The following is a 19005-nucleotide window of genomic DNA, read 5'->3' on the forward strand; positions in this document are numbered from 1 at the left end:
GCCGCTCGTCAGCTGCCAGCACATCGAACCCGCGGGCAGGGCGCCTTGGCCGTCTTGTCGACCAGCCGTGGCGAAGATGAGGCAGAAGAAACCGGCACCCTCAGGTGCCGGTTCTTCGTGGCGACGGCGCTAGAACAATGCGGCCGTGCTTTTCAGAGTCACCCACACGCCCCAAAGGATCGGGATGCCTACGGCAAGCCAGGCCAGAAGGGCCCGGCCATCGAAGCTTCCCCGGCCGATGCCGAACGAGCCATGCGAACCCTGGTAGCCGGTAGCCGCTGTTTTCGCCTGAAGCGATGCGACTTCCTCGTCCGACATGAACCACTTCTGGTCGAGCGGCTTCACCAGCATGTTGGCTATCAGGCCGATCACCAGCATTCCAGCCAAGATGTACATGGTGAAGTCATAGACCTGTTCGCGCGGTACGCCCGCCTGGAGCTGGAACTCGCGAATATAGTTCACCACAACCGGACCAAGGATGCCGGCGGTTGCCCAGGCCGTCAGCAGGCGACCGTGGATTGCGCCAACGAACTGCGTCCCGAAGATGTCCGCCAGGTAAGCCGGAATGGTCGCGAAGCCGCCGCCATACATCGACAGGATGATGCCGAAGATCAGGACGAACAGCACCTGATTGCCCATGCCTGCTGCGGTTGGCGCCAGCGCATAAAGAACAATGCCCAGGACAAAGAAGGTGAAGTAGGTATTCTTTCGTCCGATCTTGTCGGACAAGGACGCCCAGAAGAAGCGGCCGCCGATGTTGAACAACGAAAGCAGGCCGGCGAAGCCTGCTGCGATCGCCGCAATCCCGGCCTTCTGCTCGACGGACAACTCATTGAAGGTGAGGTCCGGCAAACCGATAAGGCGGCCGCCGAAGATCTCCTGCAGCATCGGCGAAGCCATGCCGATGACGCCGATGCCCGCCGACACATTCATGCAAAGCACGATCCAGATCATCCAGAACTGCTTGGTCTTGTGGGCGTCACGCAGATGGACATGGCGCGTGGTGATCATGCTGGTGCTGGAGCCTGCAGGCGGACTCCATCCTTCCGGGCGCCAGCCCGCCGGGGGAATGCGATACCCGAACGCGCCGGACATCATGAACGCGAAGTAGATGATCGCCATTACGACGAAGGTCTGCCAGACACCGACGGAATCCGGTGTCCGGAAGTAGCCCATCAGGAGATTGGCAAGTGGAGCGCCGATCATGGCGCCGCCGCCAAAGCCCATGATGGCCATGCCGGTCGCCATGCCGCGCCGGTCCGGGAACCACTTGATGAGGGTGGACACGGGCGAAATGTAGCCGAGGCCCAGACCGATGCCGCCAATCACGCCAGCACCCAGCCACATCACCCAGAGCTGATGCGTGTAGATGCCGAGCGCGGCGATCAGCATGCCGCCGCACCAGCAGACCGCCGATACAACGCCTGCCTTTCGTGGGCCGGATCGTTCCAGCCACCCGCCCCAGATTGCTGCCGAACAGCCGAGAAGCACGAAAAACAGCGTGTAGATCCAGCCAAGATCGGCAACGCGCCAGTTGCAGTTCGTGGAAAACAGAGCCGCTCCCAAACTTCCGCAGGCTTCGGCGCCGGTTGTGCCCAGCGCCTGGGATAGCGGCAGCCAGAACACGCTGAAGCCGTAGGCCATGCCGATGCAAAGATGAATGGCGAGAGCCGCCGGAGGCACGAGCCACCGGTTGAAGCCAGGTTTGGCGACGATGCGTTCGCGGTCGAGAAGCCCGACCTGTCCCACGCCGCCTATGACGTCCGTTGCTGCTGACATTAGTTCCTCCCAAAACCCGGCGCGAGGCCGGGTGATCTCCTCCAGATGCACGGTCTGTTAAGCAACCGGCATGCCAAGCAAAGGAACTGCGGGATCGCTGGTTTCGATCAGCTGATAGAGGTTCTGGATGGACAGTTTGTCCAACGGCGGCAGACAGATTGTCCGCCTTTTCGGGAGCGTTAGCTTACTTCCGGCAGCCAGATCTCGAAGGTGGTACCCTTGCCCAGCTCGCTGCGAACCGTGATCCGTCCGCCCTGACGCGTGATCAAGGTCTGGCTGATCGACAAACCAAGACCGGTGCCCTCGCTTTTTTTGGTCGAAAAGAACGGATCGAACACTTTTTCAAGCACATCCGCCGCCATGCCAGTGCCGGTGTCCTCGACCTCGACTGTCACGCCCGCCCTCCCTTCATGCTCGGTATCGCGCGTTCGCAGATGAAGGCCGCCGCCGCGCGGCATGGCATGCACGGCATTGACGATCAGGTTGACCAGCACCTGCTGGAGTTCCGTTCGGTTCATCAGCACGAGGCGCGTTGCCTGATCATCGCGCCCGATGGTGATGGCGGCCTTGTGCAGGAGGTGCTGCACGAGGGGAAGTGTATCGGTGACCACGTCCGGCAGGGCGTGACGTTCGACATAGCCGGCATATTCTTCCGGCTTCGCGAACTGCAGCAGCTTGGTTACGATCTGGTGGATGCGATGAACCTGCTCATCCAGCAGGCGAAACTCTGTGTCGGCCTTGATCGCGTCGGTCCCCATCACGGCACGCACGACCTCAAGGTTGCCTTGCATGACGGCGATGGGATTGTTGATCTCATGTGCCACGCCGGCGGTGATTTCCCCGATGGTCGCGAGCTTCTCCGACATGATGAGCTGACGCGTCGTGGCTTCGAGCTGGCGGTTGGCCATCTGGAGTTCCCGCGTGCGTTCCTCCACCCGATCGTTGAGTTCCTCGTTCCAGGCCCGCAACTCCCGGTCACGCGCTTGCAGTTGGTCCAGCAGGTGGTCGAGATGGAGCGCAACCAGACCGATCTCGTCCTTGGCTTCGCGCGCGCCGGTGCGGGCGCCGAGATCACCGCCTTCAACCTGGCCGATGGTGCCAGCCATCTGTTCCAAAGGCCGAAAGATGCCGCGCGCCCACCGAAGGAAAAGCGGCACGCTGGCTGCCGCCACGACGAAGAAGGCTGCCACAATCAGGAGAAACGTTTCGTATTTCGCTTGTGTGAACGGCCGCTCCAGGAACCCGACGTAAAGCATTCCGACGCGGTTGCCGAAACTGTCTACGATCGGCTCATAGGCGGAGATGTACCAGTCGTTGACGACAAACGCGCTGTCGAGCCAGGTTTGCCCACCCCCGAGAACAGCCTGGCGCACGGCGGCCGAAACACGCGTGCCGAGTGCGCGCCGCCCTTCGAACAGGCGCACATTGGTGCTGATGCGGACATCCTCGAGAAAAAGCGTGGCGGTGCCTTGGCTGCCTTCCGGCAGGCTTGCTTCGCGATAAACGAGATCGTTGATCGTATCGATGAAAACCAGGTTCTGGTTCAGGAGCACGCCACCCACGAGCGCGCCTCGAGTGCCATCTGGAAGAAGCACCGGGCTCGCCGAATGCACCACCATGCCGCGCGTTTCATGGGACCGATCGGTGGGCACGGCGTTGGGCGTTTCCACGAGCGGAAGGCGGGCGCGCTCGGCAAGGTCCGGTGATATGCCGGCGAGTTCAGCCGGTTCGAAGATGTCGATGCCGGTTCGGGCCTGACCAGCCAGGGCTGCGGTGACCACCGGCCAGTCAAACCTTTGCTGCGGCGAAAGCGTCGGCCGCGAGGACGCCAGCACTTTGCCGCTCGCATCGATCACATACAGGAAGTCGAGCTCCAGATCGGGCCCGCTGAGCGCAAGCAGGTCGGTGAGGCCCGTTTGATCGATCAGCAGTGACGCATCGCGGAACCGCACGGAACCACCCAGGGCGCTTACCTGATCCTGGGTGTTTTCCAGGATGCGAGCGAGATACTGGTGGGCGATGGTCAGGTCGCCGTTGACCTTTGAGATCAGCGTCGCATCGAACTTGTCGTTCCACCGGTAGATGGTGACACCAAGCAACAGCGGCAGGATAACGAGCGTCGGCAACAGCGCGATCGCCAGAAGACGGTAGCGCACCGAATGGGGGTTGAAGGCCACGTCAGGCGTTCCAGGCCGCGACCTTGCGATCGATCGTCTTGCGCGAGATCCCCAGGCGGCGGGCAGCTTCCTCGCGATCGCCATTGGCTTCCCGCAACACGGCGAGGATGTGCTGGCGCTCGATGTCAGCAAGGCTGCCGCTGCTTGGCGCACCATCGTCTTGGGTTTCCGGCAGATCGAATTCGTCAGGAAAGCGCCCGAGAATCAGCACGCGTTCGACAAGGTTGCGCAACTCGCGCACGTTTCCGGGCCAGTCATAGCGGGCGAGGCCCCGGCGAACCGCGTCGTCCATTGGTACGGCTGGCATTCCCAGCTGTTGGGACAGCTTGCCCATGAAGAGGTCCGCCAGGTCCTGTACGTCGTTGTCGCGGTCCTTCAGGGGCGGCAGGTGGATCTGCATAACGTTGATGCGGAAATAAAGATCGGCGCGAAACTGGCCCTTGTCGACTGCAGCTTTCAGATCGGCGTTGGTGGCGAAGATGAAGCGCAAATCAACCGGAACTTCACGCTCGGAGCCGACGGGGCGAACCCGGCGATCTTCAAGCACTCTCAGAAGCTTGCTTTGCAGGGTAAGCGGCAGTTCGCCGATCTCGTCCAGAAAGAGTGTTCCGCCTTGGGCATGAAGGAACAGGCCTTCCCTGCCGCTTTCCGCGCCTGTGAAGGCGCCCTTCAGGTGACCGAAAAGCTCACTTTCGATCATGTCGGGTGGAACGGCCGCGCAGTTGACCGGTACAAACGGCTTTTGAGCGCGATCAGACAGGATGTGGAGCGAGCGCGCGGCCACTTCCTTGCCGGTGCCGGATTGGCCGGTCAACAGAATGCTCATCGGCAAGGGAGCCACGCGGGCAATGGTTTCGCGGACCTTCGCAATGGCTGCGGAACTGCCGATCAGCCTATCGCGCAAGAGCAAGTGGTCGGACGTTGACTTCAATTCATAGCGCAGAACGGCATTCTCCCGTCGCAGCCGCTGGCGATCCAGGCAACGTGCAACGGAGTTCAGGAGCTGATTGGATCGAAACGGCTTCAACACGAAATCCACGACGCCGGCGCGCAACGCCTGGATCGCCGTGTCGAGATCGGCAAACGCCGTCATCAGGATCACGTCGGGAAAGAGACCAACGCGTCGCTGCTCGACCAGCCATTCCAGCCCGTTGCGGCCGGGCATGATGTTGTCGAGGATCACGACGTCGAAATGCTGCGCGTCGAGCTTGCTCGACGCCTGTTCGGCATTGGGTGCTTCCTCGACCTGCTTGCAGCGCGGCCCGAGCGTACGCATGAGAAAGTTGCGCATTCCCGGCTCGTCGTCCACCACCAGGATCGAAGCCTGAGCCAGCCATGGTCCAAAACTCCGGATCTCCCACCGCTTCGCGCGTCCGGCGCGCTGCTTCCGCAGGCATTGTGTTTCCCTCCCGGCCATCTTGTCGTGGCATCCGCCCGATGATGACCGAAGCCGCGGCAGAAGGCAAAGCGGGGGGAAGGGTGCCTACACGAAAACGCGCAGATGATTGTCCCAGGCTGGCTTGCTTTGATCTGGCTCGACCAACATCACTTCGGCCGCGGGCGACATGCTGGCCACCGCCCCGCGGCCGCTGGTCGCAAGCACCTTACCGGATCCGAGCGGCGCCACGCCACAACCGTCGGGAATCGCCTGCTGGCCAAGAAAGCGGCCCGTTGCGCAGTCCCAGAAGGCCACCAGACCGCCCCGCGGAGAAGAGGTCGCTACGATGTCTCCCGAGGCATCTACCGACATGGAGCCGACGTAATTGTCAAAAGCCCGAAGGGCGTCGCTCGGGCCGGGGAAGAGTTCAGGTTCGCGGCCCCGCCGATGCCTGCCCACCAAAGGCGGCCGTTCCGTTGCCTGGCCCTGGTGCTGGCAGCCGAACCACACAGTTCCCGTTCTGTCGGTTGCAAGATGGCGAATCGAGAGCTGGTGCAGTTCGGGGGCAAGCGACACCTGTTCCACGATCTCGCCTGTGGCAATGTCGATGTAAGCCAGCGTCGGCTTCATCGTATCCAAGTTGAGCTTTAGCCGCTCATAGTCAGGATGTGTGAGGATGCCCCCATTGGCGATGCATAAAGTGCGCCCGTCCCTGGACAACACCGCTTCATGCGGCTCGACGCCGCCGCTCGCAAATTCGCCGATCCTTTCAAAGCCGGCCTGTACGTCATAGATACCGATGACGCCTCGCGCTCCGTTGAAATCGTTTTCCGTGGACAGCATCAGACGACCATCCGGGGTGAATACCCCGTGGCCGAAGAAGTGCCTGTTTCCGGGAGGAGCAATGGCGAGGGGGTCGCCACACCCATCGACATTGAAGGTCACCGCATAACGGCCAGGCGAGCGTCCGAAGGCGACGGCCCGACGGCGTGGCGCGTCAATGGCGAAGGAATGGCCGCGGGCTTCCACCGGAAGCACAAGCCGATCGCGACCGCGTTCGTCGACGACGACCACCTCGAAGCCACCCTTGTTGAGCCGGGCACCGAGGAAAAGGAGCGTGTCCTTCTCCGCCGCAGCAGAGGGCGGAGCAAGCGACGCCGCTCCTGCCAAAGCCAAGAAGGTGCGTCGATCGATGAGGGCGCCTCTGCTTCTCACGGGATCAGTCACCATCCAGGGCGTTGAATCCCATCGAGAGCCCCAGCGCACCTGCGAGTTGTTCCGACACCTGTTGCCCGGCGTGCTCGACCGCGAGATCCGCGAGATTGATCTTCCCGCGCGCGTTCTGGTCCTCGAACGCGTGCTCCGGCGGGATGTCTATGCTTCGCAGCGCTCCCAGCGCCGTGTTCAGCTCGAAAAGGATCGAGTCCGCGATCCAGCGATGATCCTTCGGCAAGGCCTCCGTGAAGCCCGCTTGCTCCAGAAGATCGCGCGCCCCCTGCAGTTGCGCGACCACAAGCTCGAAAGTCAGATCGGAACGCCAGAACGGCGCGCGCTTGCCCCGCGCCTTATCCGGCTTTTCGCCCAGTGCCGGACGAAGTTCGGCGGCATGGACGAACTGGAAAACGGTTGTAAGCGCCTTGATGATCTCGCCTTTGACCTCGGATGCCGAGCGGTAGGGAGCGCTGCTGCCGTCCGGTGCAATAAAGGATTGCGCAAAGGGTTGGCTCGGCGCCCAGCCCGCCAAAACATCTTGCGCCACGTCTTCGATGGTGGCGGCAATCGCGTGACCAAGGCGGCAGCGGAAGCCGCCTCCAGTCGCCGTAAGCTCCTCCGCGCCCGCGCCAAACAGCACCACTTCGAGCGCGGGAAGGCCTTGGCGGGCGACGCTTCCGTCGGCGAGGCTTGCGGCCGTTGTTGCGGCCTCGTTCTCCTCGACCAACAAACCCTGCACCTGCTTCAGCGTTGTGCCGCGCGGATCAGGCCAAAAGAACAAGCGTTCGAAGCGGTTGTTCGCCGCCAGAGGACCGAAGCGCAGCACCGAAGCGCGGCCCCAGGTCGTCACAAGACCTCCGAAAGCGTCGCGCGCGGCGTCGAGCGCGGGTTGGGAGGGCGCTTCGCACAAGCTCCCAATCGTGGTCTCGGCGTGGTCGGCAGCCTCCACCAAAGCGTCGAAAGCCGGCCGGGCAAATGCCAGCGAGATTTGAGCGCCGGGTCCTTCCTGCGCAACAGCCGGACACGAAAGAAGCGCCGGGATCAACAAGAGAAGGAATTTTCTCATCAAAGCGACTCCAGAAAGCGGATCAGCGCGTCCCGTTCATCTCGTTGCATGGCCGCGAACGAGTCCCGCGCCGCCTGCGCTTCGCCGCCGTGCCAAAGAATGGCCTCCTTGAGCGTTCGAGCACGCCCATCATGCAGGAAACCCGCTTCCCCGCTGATCGTGGTGGCTGTGCCGATGCCCCAAAGAGGCGGCGTGCGCCATTCGCGGCCTGTCGCTTGACCTTCCGGCCGATTGTCCGCCAGTTCGGCCCCCATGTCATGCAGCAGCAGATCGGTATACGGCCAGATCAGCTGGAAGCGGTGCGCCTCATGGGCAGCGTTTCGGCTCGTCACATATTTGGGCACGTGGCAGGATGGACAGCCTGCCTGGTAGAAGGCCTTCTTTCCGTTCAGGACTGTGGTGTTGCCGCTGTTGGGTCTTGCGGGGAGGGCCAGGTTCTCGGAATAGAATGTAACGAAATCCAGCAGGTCGCGCGGCACTTCTTCTGGCCCGAAGTCCGCCTGTGCGCCGTGCGGCATCGACCGGCACGCTGCTTCAGCTTCGCCGCAGTCCCCCCAATGATCCGCAAGGATCGGCGTTGACAAGCCCATGTCGCCCGCAAAGGCATGCGCGGTCTGCTGTTCCACCGTTGGCTGTACGGCCTTCCAGCCAAAGCGGCCGATGGTGAGACCGCCTCGTCCATCGCCCACCATGTTTGGACGTCCGGAAATGCCGTCGCCATTGGCGTCATCGGGATCGGCTTTCGCCAGGATATCGGCCGGATGGATTGCGTCCAGCAGTCCCATGCCGCCCATCGGCGGCGCAATGCGCGCCGAAAGCATGAAATCAGGCGCCAGGGGTCCGAAGCCGAGATTGCCGATCGTCACGGCAGGCTTGCGCAAGATCACGGTTTCACCGCCAGATAGGCTGGCCGGGAACTCTTCATAAGCGATCCGGACTTGGCCTTCCGCAGCAAGCCCGGCGACGGCAAAATCCTGAAGCTGCGAGCCATATGTCGGCTCGGGCACCGCCGTGAGCAGCCCCGCGTCAATTGCGCTTTGCTGTTTCCCGTTTGGAGGAATCGAGATCCGCAGCAGCAAAGAAACCGCATCGTCGCCCGCATTTGCTGGCGCGTGCCCGCGTCCATCCTTGATATGGCAGGACTGGCAGGCACGGGCATTGAACAAGGGGCCTAGTCCGTCCGAGGCCTGGGTCGAGGACGGCGCGCTGATCCATTCCTTGCGGAACAAGCCGTTCCCCACCACGAAGCGCTGCTGGTCGTCCAAGGAAAGGTTCGCCGACGGATGCGACAACGCGTTGGCATCCCGGGGCTTGAGCACCGTGGCCGCGCCGGCGGGCATAGCCTCGAAAGCTTCAGGCCGTGAGAAATCGGTCGCTGGCCGCGTCACGGACGCGACCTTCGCCTGGTCCTTTGCGCTGAGATCGTCCCGCAGAATGGCCGTTGCCGCTGCGGACGTAGCGGCGAGCAAAACCAGTGCGAGCGCGAGCTTGAGTTGCATTCCGCTTTTGTCCGCGCCGATCCGTGGTTCCGAGTTGACGGCTATTCGAACACTGCCCCGGGATTGTCCAGGCTATCGGATCCTTCGATGGTCACGCCGCCGAGGTCGAGTGCTGTGATCACCCGCTCCAAAGATCGGGTTTGCGCCATCAGGCCGTCAATCACCGCCTGCACGACGGCGTTGCCTTCCGAGTTGCCTTCGCCGATCATCTGGTCATAGACTTCGCCGCCTTCCGCGCGCGCCTTCAGCGTCTTCGCCGCTTCCATGGTTTCTTTCAAACGGGTTTCCACCTCGTCTGCCAAACCCGGATCGGTTTCCCTTACCAGCTCCGCGAGGCTCGCTCCTTCGACCATGGAGCCGTCCACCCGCTGGTATCGGCCGTGATAGACATTGTTGATACCCACCACGTCATAGAAATGCGAGTTGTGGGTGTTGTCGGAGAAGCAGTCATGCTCCTCCTCGGGGTCGTGGAGCATGAGGCCGAGCTTCATGCGCTCACCGGCGAGCTCGCCATAGGACAGGGAGCCAAGCCCTGTGAGGATCTTGGTCAAGCCGTTTGCAGGATCTCCTTCGGCTACGGCAAGGCGAGCGGCGCCGCCGTCTTCCCAGTTGGCAGCCATCTCCTGGAGATCGGTCACCAGCAGGTCGCTGGCCGCGGTCAGGTACTGAACGCGCCGTTCGCAATGTCCGCCTGTGCAGTTGGCGGGATCGAATTCGGTCGCCGGACGCGCGCCTGCGCCTGCGTCGCTTCCGTTTAGATCCTGTCCCCACAACAGGAACTCGATCGCATGGTAGCCCCGCGAAACATTGGCTTCGATGCCGCCGATTTCCTGCAGCGACTCCAGAACCTCGGCGTTGATGGTGGAGGCGTCAACGTCCGTCCCGCCCACGCTGATCTTTGGATTGGCGATTACGTTGACCGAGTAGAACGCGTTGGCGTCGCTTTCGGCCCCGTAGCTGCCATCCACGTAATCAATCAAACCTTCATCCAGCGGCCAAGCGTTTACGCGACCTTCCCACTCGTCCACGATTGGATTACCGAAACGGAAGGCTTCCGTTTGTTGGTAGGGCACCCGCGCTTGGAGCCAGGCCTGCCGCGCGGCGCGGAGCGTTTCCTGCGTGGGATCTGCGGCGAGCTCATCGATGGCAGCGTCGAGTTTTTTGGCTGTTTCCAAACTGTCCTGATAGCCTGCCAAAGCGATGTTGGAATAGGTTTCCAGCACAGCCGAGGCTTCAACTGCCGACGCTGAAGAGGGAACGGCGAAGGCCAACACCAAAGCCGCAGTTCCGAAAGCATGTTTCATATGGCTGCTCCGCTCGTCCCCAAAGCCGCGCCGAAGCGCGTACCGGACGACAACAATCGGCCGGCAACCCGTCCATCAAGACCTGATCACGAGTTTCTGGAGTTTAGAAGTCAGCTTTAGGCAGTGCAAGAGACATTCATGGCCACCAGCACGTTTCGTGGGAACTCAGTTGTCAGTCAACATGGGAAAGCTTGTGAGAACAACGGTGGGGAGAAGACACTGGCGAGGGAGTGGGATACACACGAACGCAGCAAACCACAGAAAACCTGCGTTTCTCACCTGATCTTTGCCCAATAGGTAGGACAAGTTCGGGAAGTAATTAGCGCCTCATAGAAACGAAGCTGCCCGGCTGTTCACAAGCAGCAGGGTCAGTCAACTCGACCACCGTTGACCGAAGCTGAAGATCCTCACGAGCCGCGATCCCCACGGCTGCTCGGCTGCGAAAGATTATCGCGGGATCGCACGACACCCCTCATGCTCAGACTGCAACGCTTGCATATTCCCCCCAAACAGGAGCTTTCTCCTCATGCCTAGGAGGAGCCCATGACGAACCGAGACCTACCATCTTGCTGCGTCCCCTCCAGCGGAGCCGATGAACCTACTCGCTCGCCTGAGGTGCGACAGTCCATTCAAGCTGATGTGGTACATGAAGAGTGCGTCCTGAGCGGCATCTTCCAGATGGGCGACGCCTTTCGAGAAGGCCGGAAGGACGACGGCGAGGGGCCTCTTCATCGAGTAAATATTAGTTCCTTCGCGATCGATCTGGTCTGCGTCACCGTCCAGCAGTTCGCCGCATTCGTCGAGGACACCGGCTTTGTCACTACGGCTGAACGGCGCGGGTCTTCGGCCGTATTCCATCTGGCTGTGGCCGCCCGCTCGGACGACGTGCTGGGGGACCTTGGCATGCCGTGGTGGCTTGATGTGTGCGGGGCGGACTGGCGCCACCCCTTTGGACCGCTGTCAGATAGCGAAGCGCTACTGGACCACCCGGTCGTGCACGTCAGTCATGATGATGCGCGCGCTTATTGTTTCTGGGCTGGCCGCGCCCTTCCAACCGAAGCTGAATGGGAATTTGCTGCGCGCGGCGGGCTGGACGGGCGGCGCTACGCCTGGGGGGATGAGTTGCATCCCAGCGGGGAACATCGCGCCAACATCTGGCAAGGTGTTTTCCCGACATTCAATTCTGGCGAAGACGGTTTCCGTGCCACCGCACCAGTGAAAGCTTTTCCGCCGAACGGGCACGGCATTTATCAGACGGCGGGGAACGTCTGGGAGTGGTGCGCGGACTGGTTCGATCCCGGGTATTACACGGTCTCGCCAACCCAGGATCCTGCCGGTCCGGCTGATGGTGCGGAACGCGTTCTGCGCGGCGGCTCTTACCTTTGCCATGCCTCCTATTGCGACCGTTACCGTGTATCCGCGCGTAGCCGCAACACGCCAGACGCGACGGCCGGGAATATCGGTTTTCGAACCGTGCGTCGTTAGGAGCCCGCAGTCCGGTCCCTCAAAATACAAATGTCATAACATGATTGACATGTCAGAACATTTGCGCGAGCGTGTGGCATCCGAATTTGAGAAGGGAGGCTCAAATGGAATTGTCAAACTGGAATCGTCGTCTCGTTCTTAAGGGGCTTGCAGCATCAACTGCTGTAGGACTCGCGTCACCGCTGGTGGTCCGGCATGCGCAAGCCCAAGCCAGCGATCTTTCCGCCTACCAGTCCGCCAAGATCGACTGGCGGCAGGCCGAGGGTGAAAACATCACCGTTGCGGTCATCCCGGCGGGCTACTTTGAAAACCTCATCACACTTGCACCACAGTTCCAGGAGCTGACCGGGATCAATGTGCGCTTTGAAAAAGTGCCGCCTGCGCAGATCCGCCAGAAGGCGGTGCTAGACCTGACCTCGGGCACCGGAACTTACGCGACGCATGCCGCGGATCCCATGTATTACCCGCTTTACCAGGCCAATGGCTGGGTAGAGGATCTGACGCCTTACCTTGATGACGCCTCGCTTACCGACAAAGCCTGGTTCAGGCCAGAAGACATCGTTCCTTCCTGGCTAGCTGCCAACAGCATCGAAGGAAAGGTCTACGGTATCCCCTATGACGGGGAAGTCACCCTCCAGGTGCTGCGCAAGGATCTGCATGAAGCCAAAGGGCTGAAGCCCGCTGACGACTTCGAGGGCTTCCTTGCCAATGCCAAGGAGCTTCATGCGCCCCAGGATCGCGTTTGGGCCACCGCCCTGCGCGGGCTCGCAGGAGCCGGGCAGAACGTTTACATCTACTCCTCGATCTTCCGCGCGTTCGGCGGCGAGTGGCTCCCGGGTGGCACCTTGACCGTGAACGGTCCGGAAGCGGAAGCTGCCCTTGCCTGGTACGTCGACACGATGAAAACCTACGCACCGGCTGCAGCCCAGAACTGGAACTGGCCTGACATCGCTGACGCGTTTTCCCAGGGCACGCTCGCCAGCTATATCGATGCACATTCCTCTGCATCAGTGATCAACAACCCCGAGAAGTCGCAGGTCATCGGCAAGATCTCCTACGCACGTTGGCCGAAGGGACCTTCGGGTAAGCGTGTCAGCTCCATCTGGAACTGGGGCTTCCCCATCAACACCCAGCTGTCCGATGAGCAGAAGAAGGCGACCTGGCTCTTCATCCAGTGGGCTGCCAGCCCGGAAACACAGATCCGCACGTCCTACAAGTTCGAAGGCGCGACCCGCAGGTCCGGCGTCAACCGCTTGTCGATGTGGGAAGACCCCGGCTACATCGAGACGGTGTCGAAGTTCGGCGACAACTTTGTCGAAGCGACGCTGACGGCATTGCGGGAAGACACGGATGTCGAGTGGCGGCCGCGCGTTCCGCAGTGGCCCGGCATCGGCGACGTTGTTGCCACAGCTGTTGCTTCGGCCCTGGCCGGCCAGGCAACGCCGAAAGCCGCGCTTGATGCCGCCCAGGAACGCGTTTCATCGATGATGCGATAATGCCCGTTGCAGGTCCAAATATCGCCGGGGAGCCTGACGCGCTCCCCGGTCTGACTGGTCACGACCGGATTTCGGCGCGTCGGGAAAAGCGCTTCGCCACAGCGCTGCTTGCGCCCGCTTTCCTTGCGTTGATCGCCACGACGACCTTTCCGCTGTTGTTCCTCATTTGGATTTCCACCCAGCGCATGGACCTCGCGATGCCGTTCATGGACGGCTTTGCGGGCGTGGACAACTACCGCCAGCTTCTCGCTGATCCGCGGTTCTGGCGGTCGCTCGTGCTCAGCCTTGTTTACACGGTTTCGACTGTTGTGCTGCAGGTCGTGATCGGCTTGGCCTTGGCGCTGCTGCTCATGAAGATGAAGCGCGGTCAGACGTTGTTTCGGATCATCGCCATCCTGCCGGTGGTTCTGTCGCCGGCGATCGTCGGCATGGTGTGGCGGTCATTCATGCTAACGCCCGAATTCGGCGTCATCGATTACCTCGCCATCAGCGCCGGTCTCGGCAGTCAGAATTGGCTCGGTGATCCAACCATGGCGATGATCTCAGTAATCGTGATCCACACCTGGCAGTGGACTCCGTTCGCCTTCATGGTGCTCCTTGCGAGCCTCGCAGCGCTGCCAGACGAAATCTACGAAGCCGCGCGCATTGATCGCGCCGGTGCCTGGCAGCGGTTCATCCGCATCACTCTGCCGCTTCTGCGCCCTGCGATCGTGATGGTGATCATCATGCGCACCATGGTGGCACTGACCGCCTTTGCGGCGATCTATGTGGTGACGGCAGGTGGGCCCGGCACGGCCACCGAAATCCTCAACCTCTACGCCTACAGAAAGTCGTTCACGGAACTTTCGCTGGGTTATGGTTCGGCGCTCGCTGTTGCGCTGCTGATTGTCACTCTTCTCATTTCAGCAGTGTTGTTCCTGATGCGCCGGGAGCGCGCAGCATGAAAACCTTGCGCTCACTCGCCATCAGCCTGGCGGTTCTCGTGTTCATCATCGCATGGGTCTTTCCCATTCTTTGGAGCGTTCTGAACTCGTTCAAGACGGAACAGGACATCCTCGCCTATCCCCCGAAGTTCTTCTTCGAGCCGACCTTGGCGGCCTATCGCGAAGTGCTGTTTGGATCGCAGTCGATCCTGCCCAACGTTTGGAGCAGCTTCGTAATCTCGATCGGCACAACCGTGCTGACGATGATCCTCGCCATTCCCGCAGCTTATGCGCTGGCGCGGCTCCGCGTGCCCGGTAAGCGAGGCGCAGGCTTCTACATTCTGGCTACCCAGATGCTGCCGCCGGTCGGCATCATCATCCCGTACTTCCTGGTTCTGCGGAATATTGGCTGGATGGACACCTACCAGGGCATCATCATCATTTATCTATCGTTTTCGCTGCCGTTCGCGATCTGGCTGATGGTTTCCTACTTCGAAGACATCCCGTTCGAGATGGAGGAAGCGGCCGCCGTGGACGGCGCCGGACGCTTGACCACGTTGTGGCGCATCATCATTCCGCAGGTGAAGGGCGGCATCGCCGTCACCGTTGTGTTCGTCTTCCTGAACGCCTGGAACGAGTTCCTGTTTGCGGTGGTCCTTAGTGGAAACACGGTTCGGCCCGTGACGATCGCAATGTTCAATTTCGTTTCGGTCGAGCAGACGCTTTGGGCTCAGCTCGCCGCGGTTTCGGTGATCGCCATGCTGCCGGTCGTTGTCCTCGGCGTCATCGCACAACAACACATCGTCAAGGGCCTAACCGTCGGCGCAGTCAAAGGGGGAGGCCGGCGATGACGGCACGTGGTCACGTCAAGGTAGAAAAGGTCGCGAAGCTGCATGGCCAGGTCGCAGCTCTGAAAGGGGTGGATTTCGACATTCGTCCGGGCGAGTTCTTCGCGCTGCTTGGTCCTTCCGGCTCAGGCAAATCGACCACGCTTCGCCTGTTGGCCGGGCTCGACAAGCCGACACGGGGTCGGATCCTGTTCGATGGCAAGGATGTCACTGCGCTCGACGCGCAACATCGCGACGTTGCCATGGTGTTTCAAAGTTATGCGCTTTATCCGCACATGACTGTGCGCCAGAACATCGCCTTTCCCCTGGAGATGGCCAAGACGCCGAAAACGGAAATGGCGGAGCGTGTGGAAGACGCGGCCCGTAAGGTCAGCATCCAGCACCTTCTCGATCGCCGCCCTGGCCAGCTTTCTGGCGGGCAGCAGCAACGTTGCGCGCTTGCGCGCGCCATCGTGCGCCGAAGTGGTTTGTTTCTGCTTGATGAGCCGCTGTCGAACCTCGACGCCAAGCTGCGGCTGGAAACGCGAGCGGAACTCAAGAAGCTGCAGCGCTCGCTCGGCGTGACGGCAGTTTACGTCACGCATGACCAGGAAGAAGCCCTGACCTTGGCGGACCGCATGGCGGTTTTCATGGAAGGAGAAATTCGTCAGATCGGGAGCCCCGCCGAAGTCTTTGCGCGGCCGAACTCGATTGACATCGCAGGCTTCATCGGCAGCCCACCCATGAACCTGATGAAGGCTCGCCTCGACAATGGAACGCCGGTCTTGGCCGGTCGTCCCTTGCCGCTGCGGGTCAAGCAGCAAGCCGGTGAGATCGTGGTCGGTGTGCGGCCATCGGCCATCACGATCGGGGAAGAAGGCATGCCAGCCCGGGTCGACCTCGTGGAGAACCTCGGCGACAACGCCATCTTCGACCTCAGTTTCGATGGCGGATTGGTTCGCGCTCGCGGGCCGGATCCGCTGGCCTTTGCGGAAGGACAACAGGTTGCCATCTCGTTTGATGCCAAGGACATCCATCTCTTTGATGCAGCCTCGGGCCATCGGCTGGAGGCAGCATGAACCTTGCGCGTGCTAAAGCCCAGAGCCTTGCATCATCGGTGGACACGCAGAGCCGTGTGCCGCTGCACGTGCAGGTGCGAAAGCTGATCCGAGAAAAAGCCCGCGTGGGAGCTTTGGTGGACGGCGAGGGCCGCCTAAAAACGGAAGCCGAACTCGGTCAGATCTTCGGGGTCAGCCGCATCACCATCCGCAATGCGCTTCAGCCACTTGTGGACGAGGGTATGTTTGAACGCACCCGAGGCAAGGGCACTTTCCTGCGTTCCTCGGAACTCGAGGATTGGGGCGGTGCGCTGATCGGGTTCGTCGAGAGCGGGCGTGAGGCTGGCTTCGAGCCGACGGGAGCCATCCTTCATCAGGGAATGACCAATCAGCAGGACGCAGACATCGCCAAGATGTTGAACGAGCGCGCCGTTTTCGAGCTCAAGCGGCTGCGCTTTGCCGATGGCGACGCGGTTGCAATCGAGCAGGCCTTCTACCCACCCGACATCGGCCTGGAGCTTGAAAAGAGGGATCTCGCGGATGCGGCGATCTACGCAGTCTTCGAGCAGGAACTCAACTTCGAGATCAAGGATGCCGTGCAAACAATCAGCGCGACCTTGGCCGACAAAGAAGCTGCTCGGCTTCTGGACGTGGCGGTGGGAAGTCCGCTCACATTCACCGAGCGCCTGACGCGCGATCGCGACGATCGCCCACTCGAGCTTCTGCGCACGGTTTACGTGCCCGAGCGACATCGCTTTGCAATACGGCTGACGCGCCGAGCCTCGTCGCCTACCGAATGACCGGAGAGAACATCATGGCTGCTTCCAAGCCCGACATCCTCATCATCCTCAATGACGACATGGGTTTCTCCGACATCGGTTGTTACGGCGGTGAAGTGGAAACCCCCAACCTCGACGGGCTCGCAACCGGGGGGCTCCGCTACTCGCAGTTCTACAACACGGCACGCTGCTCTCCCTCGCGCGCGTCTTTGATGACAGGCCTGCACCCGCATCAGACAGGCATCGGCATTCTCACCTATGACACGGGCCCGGAAGGCTATGCAGGCGATCTTAATCGCCGCTGCGTCACCATGGCGGAAGTTCTGAGGGAGGCCGGCTACGGCACCTATCTGAGTGGCAAGTGGCACGTGGCGAAGAACCTGAGGGAGCCAACCGACTCCTGGCCGATGCAGCGCGGCTTTGACAAGTTCTACGGTACGATCATCGGCGCCGGCAGCTTCTTTTATCCAAATACTCTGACGCGCGGCAACGAGAACATAGAGCATGAGGCGAGGGACGACGCGGAGTTCTTCTATACCGATGCAATCAGCGACCAAGCGGCCGCTTTCATCCATGAGCACCACGCTGCTAGCCCCGACAAGCCGCTGTTCCAGTATGTGACCTACACGGCGCCCCATTGGCCGCTTCACGCGCATGACGAAGACATCGCCAAGTACAAAGGGCGTTTCGACGCGGGGTGGGACAGGTTGCGTGAGCAGCGGCTCGAACGCCTGGTTCGCGCAGGCATCATCGACCAGTCGTGGATGCTCACCGATCGGGATCCGTCACAGCCCGCGTGGGAAAATGCCGAGCAGAAGGAATGGCTGCTGCGTTGCATGGAGGTTTATGCCGCGCAGATCGACCGCATGGACCAAGGCATTGGCAGGATCCTTCAAGCGCTTGAGGAAACAGGCCGTTTCGAAAACACGCTGATCATCTTCCTTTCCGACAATGGCGCTTGTGCCGAAGACATCCCGGAAGGCGTGGACGAGAAGTCCCTCGTCGAAGACCTGATGATAGCCCGCGCGCAAACCCGCGATGGTCGACCGGTGCGCCTCGGCAACGACCCAACCATCATGCCCGGCGCTGAGGACACCTACCAAAGCTATGGTGTGGCCTGGGCCAACATGTCGAACACGCCCTTCCGCCTTTACAAACACTGGATCCACGAAGGCGGCATTGCGACGCCGTTGATCGCGCATTGGCCGAAAGGCATTGCGGAGCGTGGCGCGCTCCGCCATGTGCCGGGCCAACTGCCCGACCTGATGGCTACTGTTCTTGAAGTAAGCGGAGCGCGCTATCCGGAAACCTTCAAAGGCAACGTCATCCTTCCACTCGAGGGCGTGAGCCTCGTAAAGTCCTTTGCCGAAGATCACCAGCGCACCGAGCCCTTGTTTTGGGAGCATGAGGGCAATGCCGCCGTGCGCGTGGGCAACTGGAAGCTGGTGCGCAACTATCCTGGCGCCTGGGAACTCTACGACATGCAAAGCGACCGCACCGAGATGCGCGACCTTGCGGCGGATAATTCCGAGCGGGTCAAGGACATGCTTGCGCTCTACGAGGCGTGGGCGAAGCGCTGTGGCGTGATTCCGCGCGAAAAGATCCTGGAGGAAATGAAGAAGCTGGGCGGAAATGCGTTCTGGGAGAAGGAGGAGGAACAAGGCTAGGGGTGATAGCCGAAAAACTCGAAAGCCGAAGCTTTAGCTGTTGGCCGCCTACCGGAGCACGCGTCTTAAGCCAGTCTCTGCGGGAATGTGGCTACGGCCACTAGGCATCGGGTTTGAAGACCTCCGGGACGAGACGCTATTAAGCCGCCCCCATTTTTGAGCCGTTCCGGCTAACATAAGCTGCATCAACTCCGATGCGCTATTGCATTAGGTGCAACCTTCCAGCGGGTGCTGCTCTAAGCACCGCCGCCTGCGCAGCACAGTTGCGAATGACGTTCAGCAAGCGGTTTCGTAACCCCCCTCCTGCCTGGCAAAGTCGCTTAGAAAATACTTCAGGTCCTATAGGCCCAGCCTG

14 protein-coding genes are annotated in these 19005 nt (G+C 61.3%); 7 read left to right on the forward strand and 7 right to left on the reverse strand.

The genetic code is table 11. The features are described from left to right. Window positions 1–129: 129 nt before the first annotated feature. From J5Y06_RS15570 to J5Y06_RS15600, 7 genes are all read right to left on the reverse strand, one after another. Window positions 130–1779, reverse strand: a complete 1650-nt coding sequence (locus J5Y06_RS15570) for an OFA family MFS transporter (protein WP_209336111.1) — start codon at window positions 1777–1779, stop codon at window positions 130–132. A gap of 179 nt (window positions 1780–1958) precedes the next feature. Next, on the reverse strand, window positions 1959–4040 hold the full coding sequence (locus J5Y06_RS15575; RefSeq protein ID WP_209336112.1) for a sensor histidine kinase: 2082 nt from the start codon (window positions 4038–4040) through the stop codon (window positions 1959–1961). Then, on the reverse strand, window positions 3958–5349 hold the full coding sequence (locus tag J5Y06_RS15580; protein ID WP_385932620.1) for a sigma-54-dependent transcriptional regulator: 1392 nt from the start codon (window positions 5347–5349) through the stop codon (window positions 3958–3960). The genes J5Y06_RS15575 and J5Y06_RS15580 overlap by 83 nt, the downstream gene beginning before the upstream one ends. Window positions 5350–5439: 90 nt before the next feature. Further along, window positions 5440–6549, reverse strand: a complete 1110-nt coding sequence (locus J5Y06_RS15585; RefSeq protein WP_342453439.1) for a DUF1513 domain-containing protein — start codon at window positions 6547–6549, stop codon at window positions 5440–5442. A 4-nt stretch (window positions 6550–6553) separates the two neighbouring features. After that, window positions 6554–7612: an imelysin family protein gene (locus J5Y06_RS15590; protein ID WP_209336115.1), complete on the reverse strand. Its 1059-nt coding sequence runs from the start codon at window positions 7610–7612 to the stop codon at window positions 6554–6556. Further along, window positions 7612–9111, reverse strand: coding sequence for a di-heme oxidoreductase family protein (locus J5Y06_RS15595; RefSeq protein WP_209336116.1), 1500 nt, complete (start codon window positions 9109–9111; stop codon window positions 7612–7614). Before J5Y06_RS15595 ends, J5Y06_RS15590 begins: the two co-directional genes overlap by 1 nt. Before the next feature lie 41 nt (window positions 9112–9152). Next, window positions 9153–10415, reverse strand: coding sequence for an imelysin family protein (locus tag J5Y06_RS15600; protein ID WP_209336117.1), 1263 nt, complete (start codon window positions 10413–10415; stop codon window positions 9153–9155). A 543-nt stretch (window positions 10416–10958) separates the two neighbouring features. On the opposite strand from J5Y06_RS15600, the gene J5Y06_RS15605 reads away from it, so the two are divergent. The 7 genes from J5Y06_RS15605 (at window position 10959) to J5Y06_RS15635 (ending at window position 18650) form a co-directional block, all read left to right on the forward strand. Continuing rightward, window positions 10959–11900 (forward strand): formylglycine-generating enzyme family protein, encoded by a 942-nt coding sequence (locus J5Y06_RS15605; protein ID WP_209336118.1) that lies wholly within the window; start codon window positions 10959–10961, stop codon window positions 11898–11900. A 104-nt stretch (window positions 11901–12004) separates the two neighbouring features. Then, window positions 12005–13396, forward strand: a complete 1392-nt coding sequence (locus J5Y06_RS15610; protein WP_209336119.1) for an ABC transporter substrate-binding protein — start codon at window positions 12005–12007, stop codon at window positions 13394–13396. Continuing rightward, the gene (locus J5Y06_RS15615) at window positions 13396–14340 is read left to right on the forward strand and encodes a carbohydrate ABC transporter permease (protein ID WP_209336120.1); all 945 of its coding nucleotides are present in this window, start codon (window positions 13396–13398) and stop codon (window positions 14338–14340) included. The genes J5Y06_RS15610 and J5Y06_RS15615 overlap by 1 nt, the downstream gene beginning before the upstream one ends. Next, the gene (locus J5Y06_RS15620; RefSeq protein WP_209336121.1) at window positions 14337–15170 is read left to right on the forward strand and encodes a carbohydrate ABC transporter permease; all 834 of its coding nucleotides are present in this window, start codon (window positions 14337–14339) and stop codon (window positions 15168–15170) included. Before J5Y06_RS15615 ends, J5Y06_RS15620 begins: the two co-directional genes overlap by 4 nt. Further along, window positions 15167–16225, forward strand: coding sequence for an ABC transporter ATP-binding protein (locus J5Y06_RS15625; protein ID WP_209336122.1), 1059 nt, complete (start codon window positions 15167–15169; stop codon window positions 16223–16225). Before J5Y06_RS15620 ends, J5Y06_RS15625 begins: the two co-directional genes overlap by 4 nt. Continuing rightward, window positions 16222–17004 carry a GntR family transcriptional regulator gene (locus tag J5Y06_RS15630; RefSeq protein WP_209336123.1) on the forward strand — a complete coding sequence of 261 codons (783 nt, stop codon included), beginning with the start codon at window positions 16222–16224 and terminating at the stop codon, window positions 17002–17004. Before J5Y06_RS15625 ends, J5Y06_RS15630 begins: the two co-directional genes overlap by 4 nt. A gap of 14 nt (window positions 17005–17018) precedes the next feature. Then, window positions 17019–18650: an arylsulfatase gene (locus tag J5Y06_RS15635; protein WP_245247920.1), complete on the forward strand. Its 1632-nt coding sequence runs from the start codon at window positions 17019–17021 to the stop codon at window positions 18648–18650. Window positions 18651–19005: the final 355 nt, after the last annotated feature.

It is taken from the genome of Tianweitania sediminis, from assembly GCF_017813335.1.
Taxonomy (GTDB): domain Bacteria; phylum Pseudomonadota; class Alphaproteobacteria; order Rhizobiales; family Rhizobiaceae; genus Tianweitania; species Tianweitania sediminis.

Coding starts and splice junctions, on each gene's coding strand:
- J5Y06_RS15590 (WP_209336115.1), bottom strand. CDS start 7,612: ATGAGAAAATTCCTTCTCTTGTTGATCCCGGCGCTTCTTTCGTGTCCG.
- J5Y06_RS15595 (WP_209336116.1), bottom strand. CDS start 9,111: ATGCAACTCAAGCTCGCGCTCGCACTGGTTTTGCTCGCCGCTACGTCC.
- J5Y06_RS15570 (WP_209336111.1), bottom strand. CDS start 1,779: ATGTCAGCAGCAACGGACGTCATAGGCGGCGTGGGACAGGTCGGGCTT.
- J5Y06_RS15625 (WP_209336122.1), top strand. CDS start 15,167: ATGACGGCACGTGGTCACGTCAAGGTAGAAAAGGTCGCGAAGCTGCAT.
- J5Y06_RS15575 (WP_209336112.1), bottom strand. CDS start 4,040: ATGGCGATCGCGAGGAAGCTGCCCGCCGCCTGGGGATCTCGCGCAAGA.
- J5Y06_RS15610 (WP_209336119.1), top strand. CDS start 12,005: ATGGAATTGTCAAACTGGAATCGTCGTCTCGTTCTTAAGGGGCTTGCA.
- J5Y06_RS15620 (WP_209336121.1), top strand. CDS start 14,337: ATGAAAACCTTGCGCTCACTCGCCATCAGCCTGGCGGTTCTCGTGTTC.
- J5Y06_RS15635 (WP_245247920.1), top strand. CDS start 17,019: ATGGCTGCTTCCAAGCCCGACATCCTCATCATCCTCAATGACGACATG.
- J5Y06_RS15600 (WP_209336117.1), bottom strand. CDS start 10,415: ATGAAACATGCTTTCGGAACTGCGGCTTTGGTGTTGGCCTTCGCCGTT.
- J5Y06_RS15605 (WP_209336118.1), top strand. CDS start 10,959: ATGACGAACCGAGACCTACCATCTTGCTGCGTCCCCTCCAGCGGAGCC.
- J5Y06_RS15630 (WP_209336123.1), top strand. CDS start 16,222: ATGAACCTTGCGCGTGCTAAAGCCCAGAGCCTTGCATCATCGGTGGAC.
- J5Y06_RS15615 (WP_209336120.1), top strand. CDS start 13,396: ATGCCCGTTGCAGGTCCAAATATCGCCGGGGAGCCTGACGCGCTCCCC.